Source organism: Streptomyces sp. CB02400, assembly GCF_001905725.1.
GTDB lineage: Bacteria > Actinomycetota > Actinomycetes > Streptomycetales > Streptomycetaceae > Streptomyces > Streptomyces atrovirens.
This window is the reverse complement of sequence record NZ_LIWB01000004.1, coordinates 514,291-526,728: the sequence shown is the minus strand read 5'-3', so window position 1 is coordinate 526,728 and position 12,438 is coordinate 514,291. Positions and strand designations below refer to the sequence as shown.

Here is a 12,438-nt window from a genome sequence, read left to right as displayed (position 1 = left end):
GGGTACGGGAGGGTCGGACCTCGCCCGGTGAGCGGCCCGTCGGCGCCCTGCGATGCCGGTCGGTGCCATGCATACGATGCTTCGTATGACCCATGACGCACATCGGGTCATATCCGTATCACGTGGGAGAACACACATGCGCAGGGCAACGACCGTGACGGCGCTCATCGTGGCGGCCGGGCTGATGACGGCGTGCGGCGGCGGCAGCAGCAGCGATGGTGAAAAGAAGGAGCGCGCCGGTGGGAGCACGGTCGCTTCTTCCTCCGGGCCGGCCTCCGAGGGCGAGGACAGGACGTACGAGGTCACCATCGAAGTCGGTGGCGAGGGCAAGACCAGTGTCTACTACAACCTCGACACCAACCGCTCCGAGCAGGTCACGCTGCCGTGGAAGAAGTCGGGCGAACTCACCTTGAACTCCACCCAGCGCAAGGTCGGGACCATCGTGTCCGTCGTGCCGGGCCCGGTGAAGATGTCCAACGGCCAGTTGGGCGCGGCTCCCTGCTCGATCACCGTCGACGGGAAGAAGGTCGTCGAGGACGAGGGCGGCGTCGAGGGCAAGCACCTGTGCGAGTACACCATCCACTGACGGTGACCCCGGTACCGGTGGCGCGGGTCAGCCGCCCTGGCCGGCGCTGCCGATCGGGCCGACCTTCACCGGGGTGCCGGAGCCGTCCGTGACGGGCAGCGAGGCGGCGCCCGGCCAGTCGAGGGTGACCGACTTCGTCTCGTTCGGCGGGGTCACCACCAGGCCGGTGATGCGGACGCCGGAGCCGCCCGAGTCGTTGACCGGGTAGGAGACGGCGAAGGCCACCGAATCGCCGTCCTTGAGGACGATCGAGGGGGCCTCTTCGCCGGTGCGCTCCGCGGACAGTGATCCCGCGTTGGTCTTCAGGTCGACGCCCGCGTAACCCGACATCGCGCAGTCCCGGCCGCCGCCGTTGGTGAACTCCACCGCGACCATGCCCTCCGGGTCGCCCTCGGTGGAGTGGTCCACCGCCGTGACCTCCAGTTCGTCGGTGCGGCACTTGCCGGTCTCGCTGTCCTCGCCGGAGCCGGTTCCGGCGGACGTGCCCTGCCCTCCTTCCGTTTCCTTTCCGGCGGAGTCCTTCGCGGAGTCCTTCGCGGAGTCCTGAGCCGAGCCGCCGGTCGAGGAGGAAGAGGAGGACGAGTCGCCCTGGTCCGCGGCGAGGTCGTCGTTCTGGCAGGCGGTGAGCGAGAGGCCCGCGACGACGGCCAGGGCTGCGATGGTGAGCTTGTTGACGCGCATGGTGTCTTCCTCGGTGTCGGTCGGGGCGCCGGACCGTCGGTCCGGGCAGCGTTTCCGCACACCAAGAGCGGCCGGCCCGGTCCTGCGTTTCGCCCAACAGCCCGCTAATACACCCCTGTTACAGATGGAGGGAGACGGTGACACGGAGCTCAGGAGCGCCGGGTCAGCTCGCGCAGGGCCTGGCCGAGGGTCCGCACGCCCTCGGTGAGGACTCCGGGCGGGTCGGCCGCGTAGCCGAGGACCAGGCCCTGGGGGCCGGGGAGTTGGCGGTGCCAGGACAGGGGATGGCACTTCACGCCGCGGGCGAGGGCTGCGGCGGCCAGTTCGGTGTCGGGTACGTCCGGCGCGTAGGTGACCGTCAGGTGCAGGCCGGCCGCCGCGCCGTGGACGACCGCGCCCGGCAGGTGTGCGGTGACGGCGTCGATCACCGCGTCGCGGCGGCGGATGTGACGGGTGCGGAGCAGGCGTAGGTGGCGCTCCAGCTGGCCCGATTCCATCAGCCGGGCGAGGACCAGTTGCGGCAGTACGGCGTTGCCCAGGTCGGTGAAGCGTTTCGCTTCGGTGAGCGCGTGCAGGTGGTGGGGCGGCGGGATCATCCAGCCGGTCCGCAGTGCGGGGGCGAGGAGTTTGGAGACGCTGCCCATGTAGCACAGGCGGTCGGCGAGCAGGGAGCGCAGCGCGGGCACGGGCGGGCGGTCGTAGCGGTGCTCGGCGTCGTAGTCGTCCTCCAGGATCAGTCCGCCGTCCGCGGCCCAGCGCAGCAGTTCGCGGCGGCGCTCGCCGCTCGTCACGACCCCGGTGGGGAACTGGTGGGCCGGTGTGAGGAGCACGGCGCGGGCGCCGGTGGCGCGCAGCGCGTCGACGCGCGGGCCCTGGTCGTCGACCGGTACCGGCGGGGTGGCCAGACCGCCGTTCCGCAGGTGCTGGCGGGTGCCGAGCGAGCCGGGGTCCTCCACCGCGACACCGGTGATGCCGTCCGCCGACAGCACGGGGTGCAGCAGGGTGAGCGCCTGCGCGGTGCCGGCGACGATCAGGATCCCGTCCGGCTCGACCCGGATGCCGCGGCTGCGCGCCAGCCAGTCGGCGACGGCGCGGCGCAGCCGCGGGGCACCGCGGGGATCGCCGTACCCGAGGTCCGCGGTGGACAGTTCGGCGAGCACGGCCCGTTCGGCGCGCAGCCAGGCCGTGCGGGGGAACGCGGAGAGGTCGGGGCGGCCGGGGGTGAGGTCGACGCGGGCGTCGGCGGCGCGCAGCGCGTCGAAGACGTCGGCGCCGGGCTCGCCGGTGAAGGGGGAGTGGGGCGCTGTCCGACCGGGGTGCGGGACCTTCGGCCCGCGGGCGGGGGGCGCCGCGACCACCACCGTGCCGCCGCGCCGGCGCCCCTCGACATGTCCGTCCTCGGCGAGCCGCCGGTACGCCTCGGTGACCACGCCCCGGGAGACGCGCAGCTCGGCGGCGAGCACCCGGGTGGCCGGCAGTCTGCTGCCCACGGTCAGCCGGCGGTCGGTGATCGCCTGCCGCAGCCGCCCGGCCAGCCAGTCCGCCTTGCCGCCCGAGGGCGCGTCCTCGGGCCGTAGCTGCAGGAAGTCGGAGCCGTGCGCCGCCGTACCGCTCGTCGGTGCTTCCCTCTCGCTCACCGCACCCATGGTGCCATCGGCGGCACTGGTGCCACGCACCGCTACGGCGCCGCCCGGGTGCCGGACAGCGGCTCGTCGCTGAACGTGAACTCCCGTGCGGAGGAGGTGAGAAGGGCCGTCGCCGGGGTGACCCGCCAGTGCGCGGTGAGTTCCCGTGCGATCGTCCGCAGTGCCTCCGCGACGGTGTCCGTCCCGCCGTCGTGCACGGCTTCCACCACCACGAAGACCCGGCTGGTGTGATCGCCGACCGCGGAGTGGCCGCTCTGCCGGTTGGTCCAGCGGCGGGCGTGCGCCCGCCCGGCGGAGTCGGCGTACGTCACCTCGCCGGGTGCCGGGTGTTCCGTACCGCCGCCGAAGGTCGTGTACTCCTCGTCACCGCGGGCGTGGCGCACTTCGAGCAGCGGGCCGGTGACGCGGTCGGCGTCGAGCACCGCGACCGGGACGGCGTACGCGACGGAGACCGCGTTGCACAGGTCGACCACCGGGTGGATGCGCGGCAGCGCCCCTTCCTTGCGCAGCCGCCGCAGCAGGGACTCCGAGGCGCACCGGTACTGGGTCGGCTTCAGCCCCATCCGGGCGAAGACCCGGCGCCAGGCCAGCACTTCGGGGAACCGGCCCTCGGGGGCGTCGGCCAGCCGGGCCAGGGCGCGGGCGGTGTACTCCGCGACGCGCGGGCCGACGTCGGCCGCCCGGCTGACGCCGGTGGCGTGGAGCGCGCCCACCGCGAGGTGGGGGTGGTCGGACCAGATCGCGTCCGTGTGCCGGAAACGCATCTCACGCCACCGCCATCCGTGCGCTCAGGCCCACGAAGCAGACGGCGAACACCCGGCGGATGCCGGTCATGATCCGGGGGCGGGCCGTCAGGCGGTCGCGCACGGCCGCGGCGCACATGCCGTACGCGGCGAAGACGACGAAGGTCAGCGCCATGAAGACCGCGCCGAGCCGGAGCATGAGGCCGAGGGAGCCGGGCGTGCCGGCGGGGACGAACTGGGGGAGGAACGCGACGAAGAACATCGTCAGTTTCGGGTTCAGCACGTTGATCAGGACTCCCGAGGTGATCACGCGGAGCGCCGGCCGCGGCTCGGACTCCGCCTCGACGGCCAGTGCGTCCTTGTCGCGCAGCGTCGCCCACGCCATGTACAGCAGGTAGCCGACACCGAGGTACTTCACCACCGAGTAGGCGACGGCGCTGGTGTGCAGCAGCGCGGCGAGACCGCTGATCGTCGCCACCAGGTGCGGCACGACGCCGAGGGTGCAGCCGAGCGCGGCCACCAGGCTGGCCCGGCGGCCGTGGGACAGCCCGGCGGCGAGGGTGTACACCACGCCGGTGCCGGGGGTGACCACCACGACCAGGGTGGTCAGCAGGAACGCGAGACTCAAGAGAACCCTCCGGGAGGTCGACGGTCCTCCCAGCCTGCCGCGGCCATGGTCCGAAGGGCAGAGCCAAAAGGTGCCGGTCCGACCGGTCCAAAGGCCGCGGGGTGACCGACCTGGCCCCCCTCCGCCGGGCGGCGGCTCAGGTGCGGGCCACGAAGGGGCGGGAGAGGACCGTGACGGTGACGGAGACCGCGGCGAGAGCGGTGATGGTCGTGGCGGGGGTGAGGTACTGGGCGGCGCCGCCCGCGAGCGCGGCGCCGATGCCCTGCCACGTCATGCGGCCGGCCGACTCGACGCCCTGGACCTGGCCGCGGACCGGGTCCGGGGTCAGCGTCAGGAGCCGTTCCTGAAGGGGGAGGGTGGCGGCGAAACCGGCACTGGCGACGAACACGGCGGCCGTCGCCACCGGCAGGGGAGGGTGGAGGACGAACAGCAGGTAGGGGGCGGCGAGCAGCAGGCGCAGGGCGAACGCGCAGCGGCGCCGCCGTTCGGCGGTCAGGAGCCGTCCGACGGTCAGGTCGCCGAGGAGCATGCCCGCGGACCCGGCGGCCAGGAGGACACCGGCGTGGTCGGGGGCGTAGGGGATGAACAGGGCCTCGCAGCCGACGATCAGGCCGTTGGGGACCCACAGGTTCAGCAGCAGCGCACGAGGACCGGAGCGGGAGAGGAGCGCGGTGTTCACCGTCCAGGTCTGACGGAGGCCGGGGCGGCGGGGCGGGCGGATCGAGCGTTCCCGGACGGTCGTCGCCACCACGACCAGCCCGGCGCCGGTCAGGGCCGTCGCGGTGACGAAGACGCCCTGCGGGCTCAGGTACCGCAGCAGTACGGCGCCGAGCGCGTAGCCGAGGACGGCCATGCCGCCCGAGGTGATGTTCATCAGCGAACGCGCCGGGACGTATGCGGAGGCGGGCACCACCTCGGCGAGCAGCCCCATCCGGGTGCCGGTGCCCAGGGACTGGAAGAAGCCCAGCACCAGGAGGAGGGCGAAGCGGGCGGTCAGCGGCAGTCCGGGGACCGCCTGTGCGGCCACGCCCAGCAGCGAGACGCACTGGAGCGCGACGAGGGTGCGGCGGGGGCGGTTCCCGTCCGCGACCGACATCAGCGTCATCGCGCCGAGCACGGTCGCGAAGGTGGCGCCGTACATGCTCACGGCCGTCAGGAACGGGGAGCCGGTCCGCTGGTCGACCAGCGTGGCGAGCGCGAAGCCCGACAGCGTGCTCGCGGCGACCGTGAGGGTGAAACTCGCGTACAGGCCGGTGAACTCGCGGTTGCCGAGCAACGCGCGGTACGTGGTGGTGGGTTCGGAGGTGTCGGAAGGCATGAAAAAAGCCTTCGAACGCTCCCGCGGGGGCGTCGAAGGCCAACACGCACATTCTAGCGCCCCGCGACCTCAGCCGAGGCGGCGGACCGGGGTGCCGGACAGGTAGGCCTCGATGTCCTCGACCGCCTGGCCGTAGTACGTGCGGTAGTTGAGCTGCGAGACGTAGCCGAGGTGCGGGGTGGCCAGGAGGCGGGGGGCGGTGCGCATCGGGTGGTCGGCGGGCAGGGGCTCCGTGTCGAAGACGTCGACCGCCGCGCCCGCGATACGGCCCTCGTGCAGCGCGGTGAGCAGGGCGTCCTGGTCGACGAGTGCCGAGCGGGAGGTGTTGATCAGGTGGGCGGTCGGCTTCATCAGGGCCAGTTCGGGGGCGCCCAGGATGCCCCGGGTGGTGTCGCCCAGGACGAGGTGGAGCGAGACGAAGTCGCCGGTGCGGAGCAACTCCTCCTTCGAGGACGCCAGTTCGACGCCCACCTCGTCCGTGCGCTCCTTGGTGAGGTGCGGGCTCCACGCCGTGACCTCCATGCCGAAGGCGAGGCCCACCCGCGCCACCCTGCTGCCGATCTTGCCCAGTCCGAGCAGGCCGAGGCGGCGGCCGTGCAGGTCCGCGCCGACCGTCGACTGCCAGGGGCCGCCCGCACGCAGGGCGTTGTTCTCCGGGACGATGCCGCGGGCCAGTCCGAGCAGCAGTGCCCAGGTCAGCTCCACCGGCGGGGTGGGGGAGCTCTGGGTGCCGCAGACCGTGACGCCGTTGCGTTCGGCGGCGGCGCGGTCGATGACCGAGTTGCGCATGCCGGACGCGACGATCAGCTTCAACCGGGGGAGCCGGTCCAGCAGGGAGGCGCGGAACGGGACGCGTTCCCGCAGCGTCACCGCGATGTCGAAGTCCGCGAGCGCCGCGGCCAGTTCGTCCTCCGTGGCGAAGTGCTCGGTGAAGGAAGTCACCTCCACGCGGTCGTGGAGGGGGCTCCAGTCGGCGATCGTGGTGGCGATGTCCTGGAAGTCGTCGAGCACGGCACAGCGAAGCCGCATGTCGGTCCTTTCCCGTGAGCCGGTGCCCCCGCCACGGCTCGGGCGGGCGCCCCTGGATTGTCCGGCATGAGCTGCGGTCGTGACCGGGGGCGTGGGAGATGAACAGGGCCTCGCAGCCGATGATCAGTCCGCCTGGGACCCACGGGTCCAGCAGCAGGGCGCGCGGGCCGGCGCGGGGGAGGAGCGCGGTGTTCGTCGTCCAGGTTCGGCGCAGTCCGGGGCGGCGGGGCGGGCGGATCGAGCGTTCCCGGACGGTCGCCGCCGTCACCATGGGCACGACCCGGCACCGGCGCCGGCGGTTCCAGCCGTACCGGACGCCGGCACGACGGCACGGGCACCCGCGGTGGCTCAGTCGACCGTCCAGATACCGACGATGACGCCAACTGCTATCGCGATCACCCAGAGGGCGACCTGTATCTTCTTGGAGTTCTCCATGAGATGGCCTTCCTCCCGTTGTCAAGACGTCGTGCGGAGAGGTGGGAAGGGCGGGGGATTTCGGCCCCCGCCCTCCTGCCTTGCCCTGATCAGTCGGGGATGAATCCGCCGGTGGGATCAGCGCAAGCCCACAAGTCCCCCATTTCTTCGCTCCAGTCGCTACCGTCTTCGTCCAGTATCGAATTCGTGGTGTAGCAGGCGGCGACATAGCCGGGCGTCGGCTTCGCCCAGCGCCCCACGGTTTTCGCTCCCGACTTCAGCGCCCCGGCGATGTCGTCCCACAGGAGTCCGGTGGGGTCGACGCGGTTGACGGGGTCGCCGGCGGCGTAGAGGTAGGGGTTCTCCTCCTGGCCGGAGGGGTCGGGCTGGGTGAAGCGGCCGAGGGCGGGGTCGTAGTAGCGGTGGCCCATCTTGTACAGGCCGGTGGGGTCGAGGTAGGCGCCGGCGTAGCGGTACGGCTGGGGGACGGCCTCGGTGGGGGTGGTGCGGGGCAGGCCGGTGGGGCCGTAGGCGTAGGTGTGGGTGCGCTTGCCCGCGTCGTCGACGAGGCCGAGGACGTTGCCGGTGGCGTCGGTGAGGTAGTAGAAGGACTTCCCCCCAGTCGTCATGGAGTTCAGGGTGCCCGCCGGTTCGCGGATGAATCCGGTGTCGACGCCGTTCGTCGTCGTGGACGCCAGGCCGAGCGCGGTGTGGTGGAACCAGGTCGAACCGAGCTTGGTGCGTTCGGAGTTGTCCGTCCCTGCGTGGACCAGGTCGTAGCTCTTGCCGGCTGCGGTGATGCCGGAGAGCTGACTGTGGTCCGTCCAGGTTTCGTTCGTGCGGGCGGTGGTGCTCGCGCCGGTGGTCTCGTTGCCGAGCTTGTCGTGGGACCAGCCGGCGGTGGAGCCGTTCTTGCCGGTCAGCTCGCTCGCGTCGTCGTAGCTGTAGGTCGTGGCGCCCGGGCAGGTGCTCTTGCTGCCGTCGTGGCTGGTGAGGTTGCCGGCCTTGTCCCAGCAGTACAGCCAGGACGCCTTGCGCGCGCCCGTGGAGTCGGCCTCCAGGGCGTGGCGGAGGCGGTCCTGGGAGTCGTAGTCGTAGGTGGTCGTGAGCTTGGTGAGGTTGTCGGTGCGAGTGCGGACCTTGGTGGTGTCCTTGCCCGCGGTGTTCTTGTAGCTGTAGGTCAGGTCGACGAACGTCTGCGTGCCGGAGGTGGTCTTGATCTTCTCCGGGCGGCCGTTCTTGTCGAGGGTGACCGTCTGGGTGGTGCCGCCGGGGTAGACGGTCGTGGTGCGCTTGTCGTTGTCGTCGTAGTCGAAGTCGGTCTTCTTGCCGTCCGGGGCGACCAGATGGTCGAGGCGGCCTGCGTCGTCCCAGGTGTAGTCGGTCTTTCCGGTCGGGTCGGTGTAGTGGTCGACGTCGCCGCCGGGGGTGTAGGCGAGGGCCGTTTGCGCGCCGTTCTGCAGGGTGCGCACGCTTTCACGGTTGAGCTTGTCGTACTGCCAGGTGGTGGTGCCGGAGGCGTCGGTGCGGGTCGTGACGTTGCCGTCGCCATCGTAGGAGTAGGTGACGGTGAGGTTCGTGGAGGAGACCTCGCGCACGCGGTCGCGGGAGTCGTAGCCGTAGACGGTGGTGATGCCCCGGCCGTCCTTGACCGTCTCCACCCGGCCCAGCGCGTCGTAGGTGTAGGTCGTCTCTCCCAGCGGCGCCGGGGGCTTGACCTTGATCAGGTTGCCCTTGGTGTCGTAGGTGAACGAGGTGACCTTGCCGTTGCCGTCCTTCGCCGTGCAGCGCTGGCCCTCGAAGCCGCCGCACTTCGGGTCGGCCTCGTTGTAGGTGTACTCGCGGGTCGCGCCGGCGGTGCCCGACGTGGTCACCGACAGGGTGTTGCCGTTGGCGTCGTACGTGAAGCTGTCCTTGCGGCCGTCGGCGGTCGTGAAGTCGTCGGGCAGGTCGGTGCCCGCGATGGTCCGGTACTGGGAGACCTGGGCGGTGGCGCCCATCGGCAGCTCGGCCTTCACCGGGTTGTTGCGGCCGTCCCAGCCGTAGGTGGTGGTGTTGCCGCCGGTGCCGTCCGCGCCCGTGCCCATCGCGTCGATGGCGGTCTGGGTCAGGTGGTTCTCGTAGGTGGCGTGCCGGGAGTGGCCGAGGGGGTCGGTGACCTTGGTGACCTCGCCGTCCGCGTTGTGCGTGTAGATCGTCTCGTCGCCGTCGGGGTCGGTGACCGTCGTGGTGCCGGCGTCGGACGGGGTGGCCGCGCTGTAGTCGTAGCGCCAGGTCGGGCCGGTGCGGCCGCTGGAGGACGACGCGGTGGCCCGCTGCACGGAGGTGACGCGGTTGTGGCCGTCGTAGGTGAAGAGGGTGACCGTTCCCTCGGGGGTGGTCACCTTCGTCACCCGGCGCGAGGAGTCGTACGCGTAGGTGGTGGCCTTGCCGGCGGTGTCGGTGACCTTGGTGAGGTTGCCGGCCGCGTCGAGGTCGAGGACGGCGGTGCGGCCGGTGTGGTCCTTGGCCTGCCACTGGTCGCCGTAGGTCTTGAGCATGTCGATCCAGCGGCCGGAGCGGGTCTCGGTGAGCTTGAAGCCCTTGTGCTCGGCTCCCTCGTCGTGCTGGTCGACGGTGATCGTGCCGTCGTTCCTGTCCGTGACCTCGAGCAGGGTGCCGTGCTCGTCGTACGTGTCCCTGGTGCCGGACTTGCGGTCGGTCAGCGTGTAGGTGCCGTCCGCGTTCTTCCTCAGGTCCTTGGAGTAGCCGGCCGGGGTGGTGTAACCGCCCGTGCCCGTCTCCTCGAAGCGCAGGGTCTCGCCGGTGGCGTCGAAGACGACGACCTCGCCGTCGCCGACCTGGAGGTAGCGCTCGTAGGCCTGCCACCAGCGCTGCGACACCTTCCCCCAGGGGGCGTCGAGGGAGTTGTAGGTGCGGGTGAGTCGAAGCTTCTGGCCCACCCCGGCGATGTCGAAGTCGGTGGCCGCCAGCATCAGGTTGCCGTCGGAGACGTTCACCCGCGCCACCAGCGCGTCGTTCAGGCGGGTGTCGAGGATGCGGTGCCAGGGCACCTCGCCCTGCCCCTCGGGGACGTACGCCGTCCCGGCGGCAGCGGCCGCGCGGGCGGTGGAGCCCTTCCCGGCCGCGCGGGCGGTGGTGTCCTCCCCGGCCGCGCGGGCCTCCTGCGCCGTACGCCACGCGGCGACCTCCGCGGACGGCTCCGCCTCCGCGCGGGAGGCCGGGGGCTTCGTCGAACCCACCGGCGTCGCCGGGGCCTCGACCTTGGTCGGCTCGGTCCACGGGCTCTCCGGCTCCGGCAGCACGGGCTTCGGCGTCGCCGCCAGGCCGGGTGCCGCCGCGATCACCACGGCGGCCGTGGTGATCGCCGCGACGAGAGCGGTTCTGTGTGTTCTCCGGGCACGCCACGACGGCGTGCGCACGGCACGCGAGTGCATCAGCTTCCCCCACAGGGAGTCAGGAGTACGACAGACGGGCAGTCGGAACCGGAGACCCCCACGGTCACCGGCGCCCCACAAGGTGTCACAGGACGCACACAAAGCGACGCGATGTGCCCTCGAACGTCATATGCATACGGGCCGGAATAAGCCCTGCCGCTTACCGGTGGCAACTAGGGCTGTTCTTGGGCGAAGTGGACTGATGGAAGCGTGAAGTTGTCCACTCTCAGCCCTTTTCGCAGGGCGGCATCGACCGAAAAGCTTCAAGTCAGGGTCAACCCGGAACGTTTGCCGCTCTTCAGGGGGCTTTTTCGGACAGGTTCGCGGCGGGCCCACCCGGCCGTGCGGACAGTGATCGCCCGGCCCCCTCGGGGCGGATGCGGGGAAACGCCTGACGGGAAGTTGTCTCAGAGGGTGTGTCCGCCCCGTGACGGTTCTGTGGGAGCGGTCCCACGGCCTGCACACTGACCGCGTCCGGCCGATCCGGCCACGTTCGCCCCCTTTCCGTGAAGGACCTTCGCGCGATGAGCGAATCCGGCAGATCCCTGCCCTTCTGCCGTTCCCGTACGCGGCGCCCCGCCACCCCGAACCGGTTCACCGGCCCTGTCCGGTGGGCCGGACGCCTGCTGTGCTGGAACCTCGCCGCCGGCATGGCCGCGGCCGCCGCCGACCTCCTCCTCGCACCGTCCGCCGGCTGGTGGCCCGCCTTGTGGCCGCTGCCCTGGTACCTCACCTGCGCGTCCCTCCTCGCCTGGGCCGTCCTGCGCGCCCGCGAGAAGGCCGCGCACCGGCCGCCGGACGAGGAGGACCTGCCCGGCGAGTGGGACACGGCGGCCTGAGGGGGACGCGCGTGAGGTGGCCGTGGTCAGGGGAGACGCCGGGTCCGGCCCCCGAAGGCGCGGGCCGACTCCGCGTCGGCAAAGGCACGGGAGGGGCGGGCGTAGCGTAGGTGGTATGACGACGTACGGATCCTTCCCCGGCGCGCGGCCGCGGCGTCTGCGTACCACCCCCGCCATGCGGCGCATGGTCGCCGAGACCCGGCTGCACCCCGCCGACTTCATCCTCCCGGCCTTCGTGCGCGAGGGCGCGGACGAACCGGTGCCGATCGCGGCGATGCCCGGTGTCGTGCAGCACACGCGGGACAGCCTGAAGAAGGCGGCGGCTCAGGCCGTGGCGGCCGGGATCTCCGGGATCATGCTGTTCGGCGTGCCGGAGGAGTCCAGGAAGGACGCCATCGGGACGCCCGGCACCGACCCGGACGGGATCCTCCAGGTGGCCCTGCGGGACGTGCGGGCCGAGGTCGGGGACGACCTGCTCGTCATGTCCGACCTGTGCCTGGACGAGACGACCGACCACGGGCACTGCGGGGTCCTCGACGAGCAGGGGCGCGTCGACAACGACGCCACGCTCGAGCGGTACGCCGAGATGGCCCAGGTGCAGGCCGACGCGGGCGCCCATGTCGTCGGGCCGAGCGGGATGATGGACGGGCAGATCGGGGTCGTCCGCGACGCCCTCGACCAGATCGGGCGGGAGGACGTCGCGATCCTCGCCTACACCGCCAAGTACGCCTCCGCCTTCTACGGGCCGTTCCGGGAGGCCGTCGCCTCCTCGCTCCAGGGTGACCGCAAGACGTACCAGCAGGACCCGGCGAACGTCCGTGAGTCGATGCGCGAGCTGGCGCTCGACCTGGAGGAGGGCGCCGACATGGTGATGGTGAAGCCGGCGGGCCCGTATCTGGACATCCTCGCCCGGGTCGCGGACTCGGTGGACGTGCCGGTGGCGGCGTACCAGATCTCCGGTGAGTACTCGATGATCGAGGCCGCCGCCGAGAAGGGCTGGATCGACCGGGACCGGGCGATCCTGGAGACGCTGACCGGCATCAAGCGGGCCGGTGCGCGCAACATCCTCACCTACTGGGCCACCGAGGTGGCCCAGAAGCTGGGTGCCGTTCAGTAG

Annotated in this window: 10 protein-coding genes; 3 read left to right on the top strand and 7 right to left on the bottom strand. The window is 71.7% G+C overall.

Going from position 1 to position 12,438, the window contains the following annotated elements; translation table 11 throughout:
- The first annotated feature begins 136 nt into the window (after positions 1 to 136).
- Positions 137 to 586, top strand: a complete 450-nt coding sequence (locus tag AMK33_RS13455) for a hypothetical protein (protein ID WP_073933016.1) — start codon at positions 137 to 139, stop codon at positions 584 to 586.
- Between the two features lie 27 nt (positions 587 to 613).
- On the opposite strand, the gene AMK33_RS13450 is transcribed toward AMK33_RS13455, so the two are convergent.
- The 7 genes from AMK33_RS13450 to AMK33_RS13420 all read right to left on the bottom strand — a co-directional run bounded on the left by AMK33_RS13450 (position 614) and on the right by AMK33_RS13420 (position 10,482).
- Positions 614 to 1,267: a DUF4232 domain-containing protein gene (locus tag AMK33_RS13450; protein ID WP_073933063.1), complete on the bottom strand. Its 654-nt coding sequence runs from the start codon at positions 1,265 to 1,267 to the stop codon at positions 614 to 616.
- A gap of 149 nt (positions 1,268 to 1,416) precedes the next feature.
- On the bottom strand, positions 1,417 to 2,913 hold the full coding sequence (pdxR, locus tag AMK33_RS13445) for a MocR-like pyridoxine biosynthesis transcription factor PdxR (RefSeq protein WP_073933062.1): 1,497 nt from the start codon (positions 2,911 to 2,913) through the stop codon (positions 1,417 to 1,419).
- 32 nt (positions 2,914 to 2,945) lie between these two features.
- On the bottom strand, positions 2,946 to 3,677 hold the full coding sequence (locus AMK33_RS13440; RefSeq protein WP_073933015.1) for a B3/B4 domain-containing protein: 732 nt from the start codon (positions 3,675 to 3,677) through the stop codon (positions 2,946 to 2,948).
- Between the two features lies 1 nt (position 3,678).
- Positions 3,679 to 4,284, bottom strand: coding sequence for a LysE family translocator (locus AMK33_RS13435; RefSeq protein ID WP_073933014.1), 606 nt, complete (start codon positions 4,282 to 4,284; stop codon positions 3,679 to 3,681).
- A gap of 136 nt (positions 4,285 to 4,420) precedes the next feature.
- Entirely contained in the window at positions 4,421 to 5,602 is a 1,182-nt protein-coding gene (locus AMK33_RS13430; protein ID WP_073933013.1) for a hypothetical protein, read from the bottom strand.
- Positions 5,603 to 5,671: 69 nt separating this feature from the next.
- On the bottom strand, positions 5,672 to 6,631 hold the full coding sequence (locus AMK33_RS13425) for a D-2-hydroxyacid dehydrogenase family protein (RefSeq protein WP_073933012.1): 960 nt from the start codon (positions 6,629 to 6,631) through the stop codon (positions 5,672 to 5,674).
- Between the two features lie 524 nt (positions 6,632 to 7,155).
- Positions 7,156 to 10,482 (bottom strand): RHS repeat-associated core domain-containing protein, encoded by a 3,327-nt coding sequence (locus AMK33_RS13420; RefSeq protein ID WP_079194841.1) that lies wholly within the window; start codon positions 10,480 to 10,482, stop codon positions 7,156 to 7,158.
- 524 nt (positions 10,483 to 11,006) lie between these two features.
- On the opposite strand from AMK33_RS13420, the gene AMK33_RS13415 reads away from it, so the two are divergent.
- Both AMK33_RS13415 and hemB read left to right on the top strand, forming a co-directional pair.
- Positions 11,007 to 11,321, top strand: a complete 315-nt coding sequence (locus AMK33_RS13415) for a hypothetical protein (protein ID WP_073933011.1) — start codon at positions 11,007 to 11,009, stop codon at positions 11,319 to 11,321.
- 115 nt (positions 11,322 to 11,436) lie between these two features.
- Positions 11,437 to 12,438: a porphobilinogen synthase gene (gene hemB / locus AMK33_RS13410; RefSeq protein WP_073933010.1), complete on the top strand. Its 1,002-nt coding sequence runs from the start codon at positions 11,437 to 11,439 to the stop codon at positions 12,436 to 12,438.